Origin of the sequence: Bacillus sp. NPDC094064 (assembly GCF_050279585.1) — a bacterium.
Taxonomy (GTDB): Bacteria; Bacillota; Bacilli; order Bacillales; family Bacillaceae_G; genus Bacillus_A.
Window position 1 is genome coordinate 145,056 of record NZ_JBNNUI010000009.1, and the last position, 19,092, is coordinate 164,147.

At 36.4% G+C, this 19,092-nt stretch carries 17 protein-coding genes; 16 read left to right on the forward strand and 1 reads right to left on the reverse strand.

Annotated features, from left to right (window positions below):
- Positions 1-3 precede the first annotated feature (3 nt).
- From folD to ACQKNI_RS20290, 15 genes are all read left to right on the forward strand, one after another.
- A complete protein-coding gene (gene folD / locus ACQKNI_RS20220) occupies positions 4-864 on the forward strand; it encodes a bifunctional methylenetetrahydrofolate dehydrogenase/methenyltetrahydrofolate cyclohydrolase FolD (RefSeq protein ID WP_098841285.1) in 861 nt (286 codons plus the stop codon).
- 26 nt (positions 865-890) lie between these two features.
- Positions 891-2,249, forward strand: a complete 1,359-nt coding sequence (gene xseA / locus ACQKNI_RS20225) for an exodeoxyribonuclease VII large subunit (protein ID WP_088230970.1) — start codon at positions 891-893, stop codon at positions 2,247-2,249.
- Entirely contained in the window at positions 2,239-2,469 is a 231-nt protein-coding gene (gene xseB, locus ACQKNI_RS20230) for an exodeoxyribonuclease VII small subunit (RefSeq protein WP_088230971.1), read from the forward strand. Before xseA ends, xseB begins: the two co-directional genes overlap by 11 nt.
- Entirely contained in the window at positions 2,469-3,359 is an 891-nt protein-coding gene (gene ispA, locus ACQKNI_RS20235; RefSeq protein WP_088230972.1) for a (2E,6E)-farnesyl diphosphate synthase, read from the forward strand. Before xseB ends, ispA begins: the two co-directional genes overlap by 1 nt.
- Positions 3,360-3,659: 300 nt before the next feature.
- On the forward strand, positions 3,660-5,552 hold the full coding sequence (gene dxs / locus ACQKNI_RS20240) for a 1-deoxy-D-xylulose-5-phosphate synthase (RefSeq protein ID WP_088230973.1): 1,893 nt from the start codon (positions 3,660-3,662) through the stop codon (positions 5,550-5,552).
- 3 nt (positions 5,553-5,555) lie between these two features.
- Positions 5,556-6,395 carry a TlyA family RNA methyltransferase gene (locus ACQKNI_RS20245; protein WP_088230974.1) on the forward strand — a complete coding sequence of 280 codons (840 nt, stop codon included), beginning with the start codon at positions 5,556-5,558 and terminating at the stop codon, positions 6,393-6,395.
- A gap of 142 nt (positions 6,396-6,537) precedes the next feature.
- Positions 6,538-6,987 carry an arginine repressor ArgR gene (gene argR, locus ACQKNI_RS20250; protein WP_001032580.1) on the forward strand — a complete coding sequence of 150 codons (450 nt, stop codon included), beginning with the start codon at positions 6,538-6,540 and terminating at the stop codon, positions 6,985-6,987.
- Positions 6,988-7,254: 267 nt separating this feature from the next.
- Positions 7,255-8,994 carry a DNA repair protein RecN gene (recN, locus tag ACQKNI_RS20255; protein ID WP_427282664.1) on the forward strand — a complete coding sequence of 580 codons (1,740 nt, stop codon included), beginning with the start codon at positions 7,255-7,257 and terminating at the stop codon, positions 8,992-8,994.
- 118 nt (positions 8,995-9,112) lie between these two features.
- Positions 9,113-10,411: a SpoIVB peptidase gene (gene spoIVB / locus ACQKNI_RS20260; protein ID WP_088230976.1), complete on the forward strand. Its 1,299-nt coding sequence runs from the start codon at positions 9,113-9,115 to the stop codon at positions 10,409-10,411.
- A gap of 288 nt (positions 10,412-10,699) precedes the next feature.
- Complete coding sequence (gene spo0A, locus ACQKNI_RS20265) at positions 10,700-11,494, forward strand: sporulation transcription factor Spo0A (RefSeq protein WP_033665531.1); 795 nt, start codon at positions 10,700-10,702, stop codon at positions 11,492-11,494.
- A gap of 165 nt (positions 11,495-11,659) precedes the next feature.
- Entirely contained in the window at positions 11,660-12,631 is a 972-nt protein-coding gene (locus ACQKNI_RS20270) for a tyrosine-type recombinase/integrase (protein ID WP_088230978.1), read from the forward strand.
- A gap of 1,085 nt (positions 12,632-13,716) precedes the next feature.
- Complete coding sequence (locus tag ACQKNI_RS20275) at positions 13,717-14,535, forward strand: MerR family transcriptional regulator (protein WP_088230979.1); 819 nt, start codon at positions 13,717-13,719, stop codon at positions 14,533-14,535.
- Between the two features lie 1,006 nt (positions 14,536-15,541).
- Positions 15,542-15,877: a helix-turn-helix domain-containing protein gene (locus ACQKNI_RS20280; protein WP_240522861.1), complete on the forward strand. Its 336-nt coding sequence runs from the start codon at positions 15,542-15,544 to the stop codon at positions 15,875-15,877.
- A complete protein-coding gene (locus tag ACQKNI_RS20285) occupies positions 15,864-16,259 on the forward strand; it encodes a phBC6A51 family helix-turn-helix protein (RefSeq protein WP_088230981.1) in 396 nt (131 codons plus the stop codon). The genes ACQKNI_RS20280 and ACQKNI_RS20285 overlap by 14 nt, the downstream gene beginning before the upstream one ends.
- 2 nt (positions 16,260-16,261) lie before the next feature.
- Positions 16,262-16,876, forward strand: coding sequence for a hypothetical protein (locus tag ACQKNI_RS20290; RefSeq protein WP_088230982.1), 615 nt, complete (start codon positions 16,262-16,264; stop codon positions 16,874-16,876).
- Between the two features lie 60 nt (positions 16,877-16,936).
- Here the strand turns inward: ACQKNI_RS20290 and ACQKNI_RS20295 are convergent, their stop codons facing one another.
- Positions 16,937-17,161, reverse strand: a complete 225-nt coding sequence (locus tag ACQKNI_RS20295) for a hypothetical protein (RefSeq protein WP_088230983.1) — start codon at positions 17,159-17,161, stop codon at positions 16,937-16,939.
- 268 nt (positions 17,162-17,429) lie between these two features.
- Here ACQKNI_RS20295 and ACQKNI_RS20300 point away from each other — a divergent pair, with 268 nt between their 5' ends.
- On the forward strand, positions 17,430-19,088 hold the full coding sequence (locus ACQKNI_RS20300) for an AHH domain-containing protein (RefSeq protein ID WP_088230984.1): 1,659 nt from the start codon (positions 17,430-17,432) through the stop codon (positions 19,086-19,088).
- Positions 19,089-19,092 lie beyond the last annotated feature (4 nt).

Here is a 19,092-nt window from a genome sequence, read left to right on the forward strand (position 1 = left end):
AAAATGGTAGCAGTAATCATCAAAGGAAATGAAGTTGCGGAGAAAAAACGAGCACAATTAACAGATGAAGTTGTGAAGTTGAAAGAGCAAGGGATTGTACCAGGATTAGCAGTTATTTTAGTTGGAGAAGATCCAGCATCTCGTTCTTACGTAAAAGGAAAAGAAAAAGGCTGTGAACAAGTAGGAATCTATTCAGAGCTAATTGAACTTCCTGAAACAATTACTGAGGAGCGTTTGCTTGCTGAAATCGATCGCTTAAATGGCGATGACCGCATTAATGGCATATTAGTGCAATTACCTTTACCAAAACATATTGAAGAAAAAGCTATCATTGAAAGAATTTCACCAGAAAAGGATGTAGATGGATTTCACCCAATCAGCGTGGGACGTATGATGACGGGGCAAGATACATTCCTTCCATGTACACCACATGGTATTGTAGAACTAGTAAAAGAAACGAATCTTGATATTTCGGGAAAACATGTTGTAGTAATTGGAAGAAGTAATATTGTTGGCAAACCAGTGGGACAATTGTTCTTAAATGAAAATGCAACTGTCACATACTGTCATTCTAAGACGCAAAATATGAAAGAATTATCGAAGTTAGCGGATATTTTAATCGTAGCAGTTGGACGACCTAAAATGATAACTGCTGATTACATTAAAGAAGGAGCAGTTGTAATTGACGTTGGCGTAAATCGCTTAGAAACAGGAAAGCTTTGTGGTGATGTTGACTTTGACAACGTATTAGATGTCGCAGGATACATTACGCCTGTTCCAAAGGGTGTTGGTCCAATGACGATTACTATGCTTCTTCATAATACTGTTGAATCTGCCAAGCGTGCAGGTGTTGTTTGTAAATAATTTGAGTCGGCTATGAGGAGAGAGAAATGGAGAAACAATATTTAACCGTTACAGCATTAACACGCTATATAAAAACAAAAATAGAATACGACCCGCATTTGCAGTCTGTTTGGTTAAAAGGTGAAATTTCCAATTTTAAAAATCATAGCCGTGGTCATATGTATTTTACATTGAAAGATGAAAATGCAAGAATTGCAGCGGTTATGTTTGCGGGTCATAATCGTAATATTAAATTCAGACCAGAGAATGGCATGAAAGTACTCGTGAAAGGGAAAATCTCTGTTTACGAGGCGAGTGGTTCTTATCAAATTTATATTCAAGACATGCAACCTGATGGGATCGGAAACTTGCATTTAGCTTACGAACAGTTAAAAGTTCGTTTAGAGGAAGAAGGCTTGTTTTCTCAAGTTTATAAAAAAACAATTCCCCCATATGCTAAAACAATAGGTGTGATTACGTCGCCAACAGGGGCAGCGATTCGTGATATTATAACAACGATTAAACGTCGTTATCCAATTGGAAATGTTATTGTATTTCCAGTACTTGTACAGGGGGAGTCAGCGGCTCCCTCAATTGTACAAGCAATTCGTACAGCGAATGAAATGGGAAAGATAGATGTACTAATCGTTGGACGCGGAGGAGGTTCTATTGAGGAATTGTGGGCTTTCAACGAAGAAATGGTTGCAAGAGCAATCTTTAAAAGTGAAATTCCTATTATTTCGGCAGTAGGCCATGAAACGGATTTTACAATCGCAGATTTTGTTGCTGATTTGCGCGCGCCAACACCGACTGCAGCAGCTGAGCTGGCAGCACCTAACATTATAGAGTTGCAAGAAAAGGTATTACAAAGAACTCTCAGATTGCAAAGAGCGATGAGAGAGTTAGTACATAAAAAAGAAGGAAAATTGCAAGTATTGCAAAAATCTTATGCGTTCCGTTATCCAAGACAAGTATATGAACAAAAGGAAGAGCAATTAGATCGAGCATTAGAACAGCTTGTGTTAGCGAAAGAGCGCTATATTGATAAAAAAGTAAACCAGTTAAAACAGCTTTCGTTTTATTTAGAAAAACACCATCCATCTCAAAAAATTATGCAAACGAAGGTAGCAATTGAAACGTTGCAAAAGCAATTACAACGTGAAATGCAAACGTTACTCCAAACAAAAGAATTTGCCTTTGTAAGAGCTGCTCAAAAACTTGAAGCGTTAAGTCCGCTTAAAGTAATGATGAGAGGGTATGGACTTGTATATGATGAAGAGAAGCAAGTGTTAAAAAGTGTGAAAGATGTCGGCCTTGGAGATGCTGTTTCAGTTCAATTACAAGATGGAATACTAGATTGTAGCGTATCAGGCATAGAGGAGCGTGAATTGAATAATGGAAAATAAATTAAGCTTTGAAGAGGCAATTTCGCAACTTGAGCATCTCGTTTCTAAGCTAGAGCAAGGTGACGTACCTTTAGAAGAAGCAATCTCTTATTTTAAAGAGGGTATGGAGTTATCGAAGCTTTGTGATGAGAAGTTGAAGAATGTACAAGAACAAATGGCAGTTATTCTTGGGGAAAATGGAGAGCTTGAACCGTTTACTGCTTTAGGAGATGAAGCATAGTGACTATCGCTTTTGATACTTTTTTGAAAGAAAGTAAAACTTTCGTAGAAGAGAAACTTGTAAGCTATGCAAATGAATTACAATGTCCAAATGTACTTCGTGAAGCGATGGCATATTCTTTGGAAGCGGGTGGAAAACGTCTCCGCCCGTTACTTTTATTTGCAACGTTACAAGCGTTTGGGAAAGAAAGAAATCTTGGAGTAGGTGCAGCTTGTGCTCTTGAAATGATTCATACATACTCGTTGGTTCATGATGATTTACCTTGTATGGATGATGATGATTTAAGAAGAGGAAAGCCCACAAATCATAAAGTATTTGGTGAAGCGATGGCAGTTCTAGCAGGAGATGGTTTGTTGACGTATGCTTTTCAAGTTATTATGGCATATGAGCAAAACGAAATCTCTGCTGAAAAAAAAGTAAGACTTGTACTTGAACTTGCAAAGGCAGCAGGACCAGAAGGAATGGTTGGCGGACAAGTGGCAGATATGGAAGCCGAAGGGAAACAGCTTACGATTGATGAGTTGGAGTACATCCATAAGCATAAGACAGGGAAACTGCTTGAGTTTGCTGTACTGGCAGGAGCGATACTTGCTGATGCCACAGAAGAGCAAGAAAAAAACTTGCTTACGTTTGCAAAATATATCGGCCTAGCTTTCCAAATTCGAGATGATATTTTAGATGTAGAAGGAACCGAGGAAGAGATTGGAAAACCGATTGGTAGTGATGTTTCAAATGAAAAGAGTACATATACAACGTTATTTACTGTAGATAGAGCAAAAGATATTTTAGAAGAAACAATTGCAAAAGCAAAAGATGCGATTAGCTCCTTGCAATTACAAGATGAATATCTAGTATCCATTTGTGATTTGATTGCAAAACGTAATAACTAATATAACAGCGTTTTCATTTGTTGAGTCATTTATCATTTTATGATATAAATGTAGGAAAAGGTTTTTCTTTTCTTGTTATTGGCAAAAATATATGTAGATTACATTGCCGTTATCACTTCGTGTTAGCGGCTATTTTTTTCATCGCCGAAAGAAATATGGTTTATAATAGGATTAGGGTACAATAGACTGGTGAATAGCAAAACGAGATAAAAAATAGAAAAGAGAATTTCTTGTGTTGTGTAAATCTTTTTATAGTATTTGACATGTTGACAGATTATGAAATGAAAGTGAGTGATCCATGTGGATCTAACGCAAATTCAAAACCCTAGTTTTTTGAAAGATATGTCTATCAGTGAACTAGAGGGATTGAGTGAGGATATTCGTAAGTTTTTAATTGAAGAGCTCTCTCAAACAGGTGGACATATTGCACCTAATTTAGGTGTAGTAGAACTCACAATTGCTCTGCATAAATTATTTGATAGTCCGAAAGATAAATTTTTATGGGACGTAGGACATCAATCCTATGTACATAAGATTTTAACAGGACGTGCGAAAGAATTCGGTACATTAAGACAATATCAAGGCTTATGTGGCTTCCCAAAACGCTGTGAAAGTGAGCATGATGTATGGGAAACTGGTCATAGCTCGACATCTTTATCCGCTGCAATGGGAATGGCTCTAGCACGTGACTTAAAGAAAACGGAAGAATACGTTATACCAATTATTGGAGATGGTGCTTTAACAGGCGGAATGGCTTTAGAGGCATTGAATCATATTGGACATGAAAAAACAGACATGATTGTTATTTTGAATGACAATGAAATGTCAATTGCACCAAACGTTGGTGCGCTTCATAATGTACTTGGCCGTCTACGTACTGCAGGGAAATATCACTGGGTAAAAGATGAACTAGAGTATATATTGAAAAAAATCCCAGCGGTTGGCGGGAAAGTGGCTGCGACAGCAGAGAAAATAAAAGATAGTCTTAAATATCTACTAGTATCAGGCGTCTTTTTCGAAGAGTTAGGCTTTACATATTTAGGACCAGTCGATGGGCATGATTATGAAAAGTTATTCGAAACGTTGCAATATGCAAAGAAAACAAAAGGCCCAGTGCTTGTTCATGTTATTACGAAAAAAGGAAAAGGTTATAAACCGGCTGAGAGTGACGTTATTGGAACTTGGCATGGAACAGGACCGTATAAAATTGAATCAGGTGACTTCGTTAAACCGAAAGAAGTTGCACCAGCATGGAGTGCTGTCGTTAGTGAAACAGTACTTAAGTTAGCGAGAGAAGATGAACGTATCGTTGCAATTACTCCTGCAATGCCTGTGGGATCAAAACTTGAGAAATTCCAAAAAGAATTCCCAAATCGTATGATTGATGTAGGTATTGCAGAACAGCACGCCACAACAATGGCAGCAGGTATGGCAACGCAAGGAATGAAGCCATTCTTAGCAATTTATTCAACATTTTTACAAAGAGCATATGACCAAGTTGTTCATGATATATGCCGCCAAAATTTAAATGTTTTCATCGGAATCGATCGCTCTGGTTTAGTAGGAGCAGATGGTGAAACGCATCAAGGTGTATTTGACATCTCATTCTTACGCCACTTGCCGAATATGGTAATTATGATGCCAAAAGATGAAAATGAAGGGCAACATTTAGTATATACAGCGATGCAATATGAAGATGGTCCGATCGCATTACGCTATGCACGCGGTAATGGACTTGGCGTTCCTATGGATGAAAAATTAAAGGCGATTCCAATCGGCACATGGGAAACGTTAAAAGAAGGCACACAAGCAGCTATTTTAACATTTGGTACGACAATTCCAATGGCAATGGAAGCGGCGGAGCGTCTTGAAAAGGCGGGAGTTTCAGTGAAAGTAGTGAACGCTCGTTTTATTAAACCAATGGATGAAGCATATTTACATGATCTCTTAGGGAAGAATATACCGATATTAACGATTGAAGAAGCTTGTTTAATCGGTGGTTTTGGAACAGGGGTAGTTGAATTTGCGTCTGAGAACGGATACCATAGTACATTAATTGAACGAATGGGTATTCCAGATCGTTTCATAGAGCACGGTAGTGTAACAAAATTATTAGAAGAAATTGGTTTAACGACAGATGCAGTTGTAGACCGTATTCATACAATGATTCCATCAAAACAAAAAAGGGCGTAACAAATGAGTGTAAAAAAAGAAAGAGTAGATGTACTATTAGTAGAGCGAGGACTTATAGAAACGCGTGAGAAAGCGAAACGAGCTATTATGGCCGGACTCGTATATGCGAACGAGATGAGACTTGATAAGCCAGGAGAGAAAATCCCACAAGATACAGAAATTACGGTGAAGGGACAAGTTATGCCGTATGTAAGCCGTGGTGGTTATAAACTTGAAAAGGCATTAGAGACATTCCATCTTGATTTACAAGATAAAGTTATGATAGATATTGGTTCATCAACTGGTGGCTTTACAGATTGCGCGCTTCAAAATGGAGCGAAATTATCTTATGCATTAGATGTAGGATATAATCAACTTGCGTGGAAATTACGTCAAGATGAGCGTGTTGTCGTAATGGAGCGCACAAATTTCCGTTACGTGACACCAGCAGACTTAGAACGTGGTTTACCGCAATTTGCTAGTATCGATGTTTCATTTATATCATTAAAGCTTATACTGCCTGTTTTAAAAACGATGCTTATGCCTAATGGTGATGTAGCGGCGTTAATTAAACCGCAGTTTGAAGCTGGAAGAGAGCAAGTTGGGAAAAAAGGCATCGTTCGCGATAGAAAAGTACATGAAGCTGTCGTAGAAATGATTGTCGATTTTGCTTTAAAAGAAGGCTATAATGTGGAAGGCTTAACATTCTCGCCGATTACGGGTGGGGATGGTAATATTGAATTTTTAATTCATCTGAAATGGCATGGTGAACGTGAGAATGGCGAAAATCATTCTCCGGTTTCAGTTGAGCAAGTTGTTACAGAAGCGCATGACGTTCTAAAACAAAAAGGAAAAGGGGAATAACATATGTTGTTCCTCTTTTTGTTGTAATTGTATAATGATTGTAAAAACAATTGTGTACAAGTAACGAATTATACGTTAACATAAATAAGTGAAGTATACCAATGTTTAAACTATGGTAAGAGATAGTGTGAGGTGCAAATGTATGAATAAAGGTCAGCGCCATATTAAAATCAGGGAAATTATTGCGAACAAAGAAATTGAAACACAAGATGAATTAGTTGATATTTTACGTAATGAGGGATTTAATGTAACGCAAGCGACAGTATCGCGCGATATTAAAGAGCTGCACTTAGTGAAAGTGCCATTACATGATGGTCGCTATAAATATAGCTTGCCAGCAGATCAACGATTTAACCCGTTACAAAAATTAAAACGAAATCTAGTGGATTCATTTGTAAAATTAGACACGGCAGGACATATGCTTGTGCTAAAAACATTGCCTGGTAACGCTCATTCACTTGGGGCACTTATTGATCATTTAGAGTGGGATGAGATCATCGGAACCATTTGTGGTGATGATACTTGCTTAATTATTTGCCGTACACCTGACGACACAGGTGTTGTCTCTGATCGTTTCTTAAATATGCTGTAACAAAAAAATCTTGTTTACTTTCCCCTGTAAAGTGGAAAGTAAACAGGATATTTTTATGGATTAAAAATATGTATTTTCAATTGCAATATAATATTTTGTTTGAATAAAGTTAGAAAATAGGTGGATTGACCCGTAAAACAAATGTTTGGTACAATGGAGCGGGTTAGAAAAGTAATGTATACATACAAACATATAGTATGACTATTTGAATAAAGAACTGAGAAAAGCCCTAATAGGGGATTAGTTTATAACGAGGTGAATGGGGCATTGTTATCGGAATTATCGATTAGAAACTTTGCTATTATTGAGGCATTAAATATTTCTTTCCAAAAAGGTTTAACGGTTTTAAGTGGAGAAACAGGAGCCGGAAAATCGATTATTATTGATGCGATTAGCTTGCTTGTAGGTGGCCGTGGTTCAGCAGAATTTGTTCGATACGGAACAGAAAAGGCTGAGATAGAGGGGCTATTTTATGTAGAAGATGATAAGCATCCGTGTATTGAAAAGGCAGAAGAGTTGGATATAGAAATAGAAGATGGCATGATTATTTTGAAGCGAGACATCGCTTCAAACGGAAAGAGTGTATGTCGTGTAAATGGGAAACTGGTTACACTTAGTATATTAAAAGAAATTGGGAAAACGCTTGTTGATATTCATGGACAGCATGAGACACAAGATTTAATGAATGAAGAGCGTCATCTGTTTATGCTCGATCATTTTGATGGAGAGCGTATTGTTAAACAATTGGATATATATCAAAATGTATACGCTGACTACGAGAAATTAAAAAAACAATTGAAATCGTTAAGTGAAAATGAACAACAAATGGCACATCGCTTAGATTTAATTCAATTCCAGCATGAGGAAATTCGTAAGGCTGATTTAAAAATGGATGAAGAAAATGAATTAACCGAGGAACGATTACAAATTTCTAATTTTGAAAAGATTTATAAAGCGTTAGGTGATGCGTATCGTTCGTTAAGTGCTGACGGACAAGGATTAGATAATGTAAGAAGCGCAATGGGACAAATGGAGAGTATTACACATTTAGATGAAGTGTACCAGGAAAACCATGATTCGATTGCAAATAGCTATTATTTATTAGAAGAAGTTGCGTATCAACTTAGAGAAAAGCTCGATATGATGGAATATGATCCGAATCGCCTAGATGAAATTGAGACACGTTTAAATGAAATTCGTATGCTAAAGAGAAAATATGGAAATACTGTAGAAGAGATTTTAGCGTATGCTGATAAAATTGAACAAGAAATTTTTACAATTGAAAATAAAGATGTTCATATTGAAACGACGAAGAAACAGTTAAAGGAATTAGAAAGTGTTATTCTGCAAGAAGCAACGTTGTTAAGTAATATGCGTCATGAGCTTGCAGAGCATCTTACAAATGCCATTCATCAGGAATTAAAAGAATTATATATGGAAAAAACGAAATTTGAAGTGAGAATCATGAAGAGAGAAGGAAATGCAGAAGAACCTCTTGTGGAAGGTACACCAATAAGACTGACAGCGGATGGTTATGATCATGTGGAGTTTTATATTTCAACGAACCCAGGTGAACCGCTAAAACCACTTTCAAAGGTCGCTTCTGGTGGAGAGTTATCTCGTATTATTTTAGCTTTAAAAAGTATTTTTTCTAAGCATCAAGGTGTTGCGTCTGTTATTTTTGATGAAGTGGATACGGGTGTGAGTGGTCGAGTTGCACAGGCTATTGCAGAGAAAATTTATCGTGTATCAGTAAACTCGCAAGTACTTTGTATTACGCACTTACCTCAAGTAGCTTCAATGGCGGATTCACATTTATTTATTCGAAAACAGGTAGCAAATGATCGGACAATTACATCAGTTACCGTTTTAACTATGGAGGATAAAGTAACAGAAATAGCTCGAATGATTTCTGGTGTGGAAATTACGGATTTAACGACAGAACATGCGAAAGAGTTGCTTACGCAAGCGCATCATTTTAAACAGACAGCAGAGGCTATCCAGTAATGGATAGCTTTTTTTCTCAAATGACGATTTCTTAATTCTTCCGGTTATAAATAAAGCACTGCAAGGAGAGATTAAAAAGTGAAGCCGATAGGCTGAATGTGGGGTAGGAGCGAGGAGAGTGAACAAATTGAAATTAGAAAGATTTCGCAAAATAATAGGTCTTTGTCTCCTTGTTTCTTTAGTTTGTATTGGATGTTTTAAACCGCTTCGGACGTTTATTTCATCACCGAAACAACTTGTTATTTTTGAAGGGCAACAATCAGAAATAGCTTCATTACCAGTTTTTCAAGCTTCATCTACAAATCGTCATGTGTTTACAGTGAGTTCAAATGAACAAAAACAAGGACTTATGGTAAATTCTCATCAAAATGGTGAAGCAGATATGGTGTTTCAACTTGCTGGTTTTCCAGTGAAAAAAGTAAATGTGAAAGTGCTGAAAGATTTTAAAGTGATTCCAGGTGGACAATCGATTGGTGTGAAATTAAACACAAAAGGTGTACTAGTTGTAGGCCATCATTTAATTCAAACTGAAAAAGGTAAAATATCTCCTGGTGAAACAGCAGGTGTGCAAATTGGAGATATGATTACTGAAATTAATGGTAAAACAATTGAAAGAATGAGTGATGTAGCACCATTTGTTCATAGTAGTGGTGAAACAGGTGAGCCGCTTAATCTTGTTTTGTTACGAGATGGAAAATACATTCGCACGAAGTTAACACCACAAAAAGATAGTGGTGAATCGTCTTATCGTATTGGCTTATATATTCGAGATTCGGCAGCTGGAATCGGAACGATGACATTTGTTCACCCAGATTCTATGAAATACGGGGCGCTTGGTCATGTTATTTCTGATAATGATACAAAGAAACCGATTCAAGTTGAAGATGGGCAAATTATGCGTTCAACAGTTACATCAATTGAAAGAGGAAGTCATGGGAATCCAGGAGAGAAATTAGCAAGATTCTCGCCAGATCGTGAAGTGATTGGTAATATTACAATAAACAGTCCATTTGGTATTTTTGGGAAGTTAAATACGAATATGACAAACGGCATAATGGATAAAGCAATGCCTATTGCATTATCAAATCAAGTAAAAGAAGGTCCAGCAAAGATTTTAACAGTTATTGATCAAGATAAAGTGGAATCGTTTGATATTGAAGTTGTTAGTACAGTGCCACAAAAATTTCCAGCTACAAAGGGTATGGTTATCAAAGTAACAGATAAACGTTTATTAGCGAAAACGGGTGGTATCGTACAAGGAATGAGTGGAAGTCCAATCGTACAAGACGGGAAAGTAATTGGTGCAGTTACACATGTATTTGTAAATGATCCAACGTCAGGGTACGGTGTTCATATTGAATGGATGTTACATGAGGCTGGAATTAATATTTATGATCAAGAAAAAAAAGCGAGCTAATTTATTAATTAGCTCGCTTTTCTGTTCAAAAATTCGTTGAAATTTTGTAAAAGCTCCGCAAGAGGTGTTTTTTGTTGTAAAATAAAAGAAAAGGGTTGAACGTTTCGTTGTATTTCTATGATGGAATGTGTTGTGAAAGGGAAAAAATGAACGATAAACATATTTTTTTGTGATTTTATCGGAAAGTAACAAACTTTAAAAGGGAATTTTCACACAATTGTCGAACAATTCATGTAGCCTAGAAGGATACACATGTCGGAGAATCGATTCGGTAAGGGAGGAAAAGCTGTGGAGAAAATTAAAGTATGTCTTGTGGATGATAATAAAGAATTAGTATCAATGCTAGAGAGTTATGTTGCTGCTCAAGATGATATGGAAGTAATCGGAACTGCTTATAATGGACAAGAGTGTTTAAACTTATTAAAAGACAGGCAGCCTGATGTGCTCGTATTAGACATTATTATGCCACATCTAGATGGTTTAGCTGTACTAGAGAAAATGCGCCATATCGAAAGGCTAAGACAACCTAGCGTAATTATGTTAACAGCATTTGGACAAGAAGATGTGACGAAAAAAGCAGTTGATTTAGGTGCTTCATATTTCATATTAAAACCATTTGATATGGAGAATTTAACAAGTCATATTCGTCAAGTGAGTGGTAAGGTAAACGCTACCATTAAACGTCCATTGCCATCTTTCCGATCAGCGACAACAGTAGATGGAAAACCGAAAAACTTAGATGCGAGTATTACGAGTATCATTCATGAAATTGGTGTACCTGCTCATATTAAAGGGTATATGTATTTACGAGAAGCAATCTCTATGGTATACAATGACATCGAATTATTAGGATCTATTACGAAAGTATTATATCCAGATATCGCGAAAAAGTATAATACAACAGCAAGTCGTGTCGAGCGCGCAATCCGTCACGCAATTGAAGTAGCATGGAGCCGTGGGAATATTGATTCGATTTCGTCCTTATTTGGTTATACAGTATCCATGTCAAAAGCAAAACCTACGAATTCTGAGTTTATCGCAATGGTTGCGGATAAGCTGAGACTTGAACATAAGGCTTCGTAAACGCTGTAGTAACAAGGTGTTAAGCGTATTTCATAACAAAATGTAATAACCAACGAATTACGTATGTAGGCAATAAAGTACATAGGTAATTGGCGGTTAATTTAAAAACCTTCTATTTATTGGATTGAAATTTTGATTCCAATAGCTAGGAGGTTTTTTTGTTGTATGAATAACTTTCAGATGAATGTCGAAAACTTTTTGCTTCATTGCGATGCAAAGCATTTAAGTAGGAAAACAATTCGTTCATATGACCAAACGTTGAAGTTATTTGCTTCATATTTAGAAAGAGAATTAAGGATTACGGATGTTGATAAGGTAAAACCTCTTCATATTCGGACGTATATTAAATATTTAAGGGAACGTGGTAAATACACATTTACATCTAATACAGCTAGTGAACAAATTAATTATCCAACACGTAGAACTGATTATGGAAAGACCATTAGCGAAACAACAATTGCTAATTACCTTCGTAATATTAAGGTGTTTTTCAACTTTTTAGAAGCTGAAGAGGATATCGTTAAGAATCCGGTATCTAAAATTGAATCGATTAAGCCGCAACGGAAACAAAAGATATTGTTATCGGTAGATGAAATAAAGAAAGTATTATACTCGATCGATATAAGTACATTCCATGGGCTTAGAAGTTACGTCATGATTAAACTTATTTTAGATACAGGTATACGTGCAGGAGAATGTTGTAGTATGCAAGCCGAAGACCTAGATATAAAAAATAAAAGTATCCTAATTACGAATCCAAAAAATAAGAAACAACGCTATGTGTATTTTTCTAATATCATGGCTAGCGATCTAAAGCGTTGGTTGAAGTATAAGGATAGATTTAGTGATGCAGAGTATTTGTTTCCTACGATAAGAGGGACAATGTTGAACGTTAATAATTTCGAAGCGAGTATTAGAAGCATTGGTAAAAAGGTAGGTATACATTTTACACCTCACCAATTAAGAAATAACTTTGCAAAGTATTACGTTCTTAATGGCGGTGATTGGTTTAGCTTGTCTAGGGTATTAGGGCATTCATCGGTAGAAGTAACGCAAAGGGCGTACTTAGACTTTACTGATGATGAAGTTAAAAATAAATACCAACGTCATTCGCCATTAGCAAGTATGAAATTTTAAGTCAAAGAAAAAAGTCACCTACTGCAATAGGTGACTCGAAATTAAAAGTAATGATTTACAACTAAATAACGGGGTTTCCGTACATTTAGCACTTGTATTATACCATTTTTGAAAAATGGATAGCAAGGTGTTTAGTTTCCTATTGTCTTTTTAGGTAATTAGAAGTGTTGGTGTGCGGTAACCCTGAACGTGGATACCGTGACCACGAAGGTATGCTGTGAAGCGTATCTCAAAATAGACGGGGTTTAATGTAGCCAACGCAGAAAATACATTCGGATATCGGTTTATTGACGCATTTATAACCGTATAACGTAAGCGAGGTAAAGGACACAAGCCTCGTATACCGAAGCCTAAGGGAGCCACGATGATACTCAAGACGTGGACGGTGAAAAGTGTCTGGGGGGTCAAATAAGACGTAATTGTACGGCTGTAGTTAGTCATTTACTATTAAGCGGCGATTACGACACTGATTCACGGTTGTTTTCGTACTTTGTTACGAGGATAGCAGGTTTTGTAACGAATTACCCGAAAGGGAACGGTGTAGGGCGTGGACACGCACCGTACGGCGAAAAAACATTTTGTATTAATAGTCGATAAGTTACAAGCAAATGGTATAGCGTTTTGACAGCTATAACTAATTGCAGTCAATGCGTCTTTCTATACAATACGGATACCTCGTCGACATGACGATAGTATTGTGGATAGACTTTAATCTTGTGAATTTTTGAAAGGGAGAAGTCTATCCACCAAGCCGTTTTCCTCGTAACAATTCGATAGTCTGAAGACCTTCAAAGAAAAAAGTCAATGCGAATAACACAGAAATCTAAAAACTTTAAGCTGTTAGTTGGCTAAGATAAAACTAATATGCAAAGCATAGTAAAAATATAGAGAATGATTACTGTATAGAGAGTAGCTATAGATGAACATATAAAAGGACTATTAGAAGGAATGGAATATATGATTAGATTTAGGGGATTTGTCACCTTATTTAAAGGAAATTGTAAGTTTATGTAGATTTTTAAGACTGAAAATTATAAAATTTTAATTGATTTATAAATTTCTGTCAAATGAAAGGTGGATAATCAATGATAAATGAATTTAGGCATTTGGGTGAAGGGTATACAGTAATATATTGTCCAGATGCAGCAACGAAACAAGTGAAAGAAGTATATATTGAAACAGAAGATTTTTCAAAGGTTGATATGGCTATCAAGGGGGCATGGAAAAGTTGGAAAAGGGATAAGAAAAAATATATAGGCGGAAGTGATGGACGAAAAACAATTAATTTGGCACGACTCATTATGGGTATTGATAGTAGGATAAAACACGTTGTAAATTTAACAGATAATCCTTATGATTTGAGAAAATGTAATTTAATTGTTATGAATTGTGGAGATAATCAAAAATCAGATGTAAGAAGTAAGATAGAAGAATTGAAGAAAAAAGTGCCATCTATATCAAAAATTCAAAACAAAGAATCTCAAACATCAATGCAACAGCAGTTAGTATTGCACAACGATGAAGGTAGAAAGTATTTGAACCGTACTGAAGTAGCTGGAACTCTAGGGATTGGAAAGAGTACAATTAGCTATTGGATTAAACGAAATAACCTTTCTGTAAAAAGGGATGAAATGGGCAAGATTATATTTGATGATGAGTTAATAGGGAAACTAAAAGAGATAAAAGATACAGTGAAGCCGATAAAAAGAGAAAAGGTAAAAAAAGAGGATTCAGAAAAACAACAGAATCCCCAAAAACAAGATATTCGAATTATGAAAGATTACAAAACTAACGACTATTTATTAGTAGAAATAGAGAGTGCTGGCACACTTTCTGAAATAAGAAGATTTAATAAGAAACAAATAGAACAATTAAGAGAATCTTTTTCGAATATACTTTCATAATAAGATCGTAGGTTTCTTTGTCAATATCGTAGATAAAATTTAGGTAAACTTAAAGAAGCTGAGAAACCCACAAGTCTGCTAAATGTTTTCAGTAGTGACGGGGATACCTTATTAATAACAAGCTGTAATGAGAAATACAGATAGATAGCAAATATTGTATAGCAGGAGCGAATTTACGTTCTTGCTTTTTTTGTTATTCGGATAAAAATATCATTTGTTGTGACAAACTAACGAAAAATATTGTATTTATTACTGTATAAGACGGGAAAGAAGTTAATACTACGCAACAATATATTATGAAGCCTTAAGTAATACTAACTATTAACATTCAGAATCTTCTTAGATGAATAAATTTTGCATAAAGAAAGCCTACGGTACGTAACACCTAATAACGATGATAAACAAGACATTAATGGCAAAGAGTGTCGGGAGTTCAAAATAAGACATGGTTGTACGACTGGAGTTAACCAGTTACTCGTAAGCGGCGATCATGACACTGATTCACGGCTATTCTTGTATAAGCTTCATTACAAGGATATACGGGTTATTTAGCGAATCACCCGACAGGGAACGGTGTTGGGCATGGGAAACACATCCTACGGCGTGATATGAAGCCGATAAGCTATATACGGACGGTATATTAGTTTTATAAGCTATAACGGTTTGTTGTCAATGTAACCAATCTTAATTCGAGACCTCGCATCTAAGCCAGTACGAATGAGTGGGCTTTCCTCTTTGTTGCAAATTAACCGTTTCCGCTTTTGTTATCAATTTGATATTCCTCTTGAAGTCAGCGATCCGTTTCGTTGGCTTCTCTTTTTTTATGCCTACAATTATTTTCTCAAATAATATAAAAAGTTTCATTTTCTCTTTGTTAAAAGACCTCGCAGCATGTCTTAAGAGTGAGGAAGTCTTACACTACTTCCCGACCAATCATTTCCGATAGTGTTACTGATATTGCCAACAAATTCTTCCTAATTGGGCAAACGTGATGTAGGAGTCATGTTTGTCCTTTTTCCTATTACAACGATTAAATTTACATATAAAAACGGGGGTTACGTTTATGGAACAAAAAGAACTGAAAATACCAGTTATGTTGAATCACACGACTATCGGTATTTTACGAAAAATCAAAGGTGTTACGGCTTCTCAACTAGCGGATAGAATGCTTATCGGTCATTCAGCGTTAAATAAAGTAGAAAGCGGATTTACGCCAATTGCGGACTTAATGAATGTGCGTTTATGGAAAGCTTTAACGGGTCTGGGGTATTCCGTTGAGGAAGTGTATCTAGTCGATGCCTTTGTAAAACAAAAGGGGGGCGTTGTTGATGAAGCAGCGTAAGTTGACACCGCAGCAGTTAGAAATTTTGACTGATGTGTTCCAACGTCAAAGAAGCGGGGAGACGTTAACCGCCATTGCAAAAGACATAGGAGTCGATAGGCGAACCATCTACAATTGGCGAAAAGCTGAAGAGTGGGTCGAGATGGAACGTCAATTAAAAGAAAAACTTATAGCTGATGCGTATTACAGCGTCATGGATACATTGGTTCGTCGGGCTATTGATGGCAAATCACCAAAGTTCATTGAGTTGTACTTGAAGACACAAGGCAAGCTTACTGATGTATCAGAAATCAAAACAAAACAACAAATCAACATCGCACAGGACGGAGTAACAGAAGATTTGTTAGCCGACATTGATGCGATTCTAAACGGGGGATATTAAATATGACAAACGCAGTAGAAGTAGCAAAACAAACAGTAGAAAACTACGAGGGAAAACGTATTGAATTGCAAAATAAATTAGTAGAATTGGATACGGACATTCGTCGATTAAACAAAGAAATCGAAGCTGATTTCCAAAGTATTGTTATGAATGGTGGAATACAAAATGAGAAGCTACGTACGGAGTTATCCGCGGTTCAAGGGACACGAGAACAAGTGCTTATTATGTTAGGGAATATGGATAATCTACTTCAAGGTGCGTTAGAAGGAATGCGTGGTCAAGTCGAAGCAGACCGCGACAAGGTATTTGCGGAGATTCGTAAACAAGAAGAAGCACTTGCCGATGAAATCAAAACTGCTAAGCTGAATTATTTGCAATCACTTGTAAAACAACATGAATTAATCATGGACGCAAGCGGGGAACTGGGTGCATTCCGTGACATTGAAACTCGTTTAGGTATCCGACCGATTGATATGCGTACGCGTCGTTTAGTAGATTTTGATATGGCACAATCTTATTACAATGGCTTTCACCCTATTGTGACCGTCGAAGACGTACGTAAAGCCTATTTTGGAGAACTTGAGTACCATGCAGAACAATATGCAGAACAAAAATAACGAAAACATAGAAAAAGCAAGCGTCGTGCTTGCTTTTCTTTTTATATAATCAAGAGTATTTTATTCTTGATTTTTCTTTTCCCTTTCCTTCTTTTCTCCTTCTTCTATATTCCATTCATCGCCCCAGTAAATTTGAATTCCATCTCCTTCTCGCATGTTTTCATAGGCGGGAATTATAACTTGAACACCTTCTCTTGCATCTTCTATATTAATCAATTCATCCGTGTCTGGAATTTTTGGGATTGCTAATTCTTCTTTTGAATCATTTGATTTATTATTAGTCATCTTCATCTCTCCTCTGTAATTAAATAATTCCTACGTACTCCGATATTATTTCTACTTTTTATTTATAATAGAAGAAAACTGGTTAATTTACCTTTTTTAAAGGAGGCATATTAAATTTTTATTAAAAAAAGCCAAGTGTTTAGAACGGTGCAATAATTAAGCATGGTATAATTTCCTTATGAAATACTAGGAAAAGAAGGGGTATTATGGTTCGAGTGAAAAATGATTTTTCCTATCAACAGCAACAACTAGCAAGGGAGGATAACGCATGAGTTTAAATATGTATTTGGGAGAAGTGCAAAGCCAAACTCAAAGTATGAACGCTGTATGTAACGCTACCATTCAAGGTATGGAACAAGTCATTCAGTCGATTGACACCTTTGCAATTGATACTGTTCTACAAGGACAAACTTATAGCAGTGCAAAATCATTTTTTGTACAAACCTTTCGTCCGTTAGCACAAGGAATCATTTACTTATGTGAAGAATTAATCCGTCAAAATGATGCCTTTCCAAGTCAATTTCAATCACAAGTCGCTTCCACAGATGTAATCGAACAAGAAATATTAGAACAAATTCGAGAAATTGACCGAATGAAAGCAAGTATGGAAGCCATCAGTCAAGCTATGCCAATCCCAGGTATGGACGCTATGGCGAATCTTTTTACTGTCATGAGGAAAAAACTGCAAGAAAAATTAGAACATCTATATGAATTTAATTATATTTCTAGTAATAATTATGATACTGCACTCCAACTAGCCGCTAGCATTGCGACAGGTTTAGCAGAGGTACAAAGTGGAAAAGGCTTTAGTCCTGCAAGTGGTACATTTAGTACACAAGGGTTGAATATGGAGTGGAAAACTGCTATTCAAGCGATTGGAGAAGATAGGGCACGCCAAGCTAGCAATCTTCTAAATGACAATTTATCAGATGATAATATCGAAGAAGGTACAATGTATGATACCCCCCCTGAAAAATCTATGCTTAGAAAAATTTGGGACGGTATATACGTTGGTTCTGGGGAAGTTATCGGAGGGATTGTAGAAGGATTCAATTCACTAGACGATACAGTAACAAAAGAGAATATTAAGTATGCTATAGGCCATCCCCTAGAGACGGCATATACTGCGTGGAATACTTTTTCGGATTCATTTATGAATGATGTTTGGCATGGTGATGCAGAGAGTATTGCAAAATGGGGAACGAATACTTTTATGAACGTTGGATTAGGATGGGCTGGGGATAAAGGGATAAGCAGAGTAGGAAAAATAACTACACTCGGTGAAAGTGTGAATATAGCAAAATTCTCAGAAGGTATCTCGTCTGTTTCGAATCAAATACCATTGAAAAACCGATTTGCTTTTGCAGGTGCTAGCGGCTTTGGAAGCACTCAGATAAAAACTTTTGAAGCTTTACAAGAAGCCCGTGATACATTTATGTTTTCAAAAACTGGTGGGAAAACTAGAGTTAAAGATGTACAAGAGGTAATCCAAGATTACGCAGATAAGGTTCTTGATAAAGTAGATGTAAAAAATGAGTATCCCGATTCGTATACAGCATCTCAAAAATTGCGTGCAGAACTTAAAGAAGCAGGGATTGAACCACCACCGTATCCTAATGCGGCACATCATATTGTACCTTGGAATGATGGTAGGGCTGTGGAAGTACAGGAATTATTAAAAGAGATTGGAATACACCATGATGCTGCTGTCAATGGGGTATTTTTACCGTATAAAGTGAATGATTATGTGACCACTGAAGTATTGCATATAGGTAGCCATTCTAAAGAGTATATAAGAGAAGTAACAGAACGACTAAATAGTGTTGTGGAAATGGGTGGTACTCAAGCTGATGTAGCTGAAGTTTTACACAAAATAAGACAAGATTTATTAGAAGGTAAGATAAGATTAAATGAACCAAAGAAATAACTAT

Bases quoted from the DNA above. Each gene is read 5' to 3' on its own strand.
- ACQKNI_RS20290 (WP_088230982.1), top strand. From the start codon at position 16,262: ATGACAAACGCAGTAGAAGTAGCAAAACAAACAGTAGAAAACTACGAG.
- ACQKNI_RS20245 (WP_088230974.1), top strand. From the start codon at position 5,556: ATGAGTGTAAAAAAAGAAAGAGTAGATGTACTATTAGTAGAGCGAGGA.
- ACQKNI_RS20270 (WP_088230978.1), top strand. From the start codon at position 11,660: ATGAATAACTTTCAGATGAATGTCGAAAACTTTTTGCTTCATTGCGAT.
- ACQKNI_RS20295 (WP_088230983.1), bottom strand. From the start codon at position 17,161: ATGACTAATAATAAATCAAATGATTCAAAAGAAGAATTAGCAATCCCA.
- ACQKNI_RS20285 (WP_088230981.1), top strand. From the start codon at position 15,864: ATGAAGCAGCGTAAGTTGACACCGCAGCAGTTAGAAATTTTGACTGAT.
- folD (WP_098841285.1), top strand. From the start codon at position 4: ATGGTAGCAGTAATCATCAAAGGAAATGAAGTTGCGGAGAAAAAACGA.
- ACQKNI_RS20300 (WP_088230984.1), top strand. From the start codon at position 17,430: ATGAGTTTAAATATGTATTTGGGAGAAGTGCAAAGCCAAACTCAAAGT.
- xseA (WP_088230970.1), top strand. From the start codon at position 891: ATGGAGAAACAATATTTAACCGTTACAGCATTAACACGCTATATAAAA.
- ACQKNI_RS20275 (WP_088230979.1), top strand. From the start codon at position 13,717: ATGATAAATGAATTTAGGCATTTGGGTGAAGGGTATACAGTAATATAT.
- argR (WP_001032580.1), top strand. From the start codon at position 6,538: ATGAATAAAGGTCAGCGCCATATTAAAATCAGGGAAATTATTGCGAAC.
- xseB (WP_088230971.1), top strand. From the start codon at position 2,239: ATGGAAAATAAATTAAGCTTTGAAGAGGCAATTTCGCAACTTGAGCAT.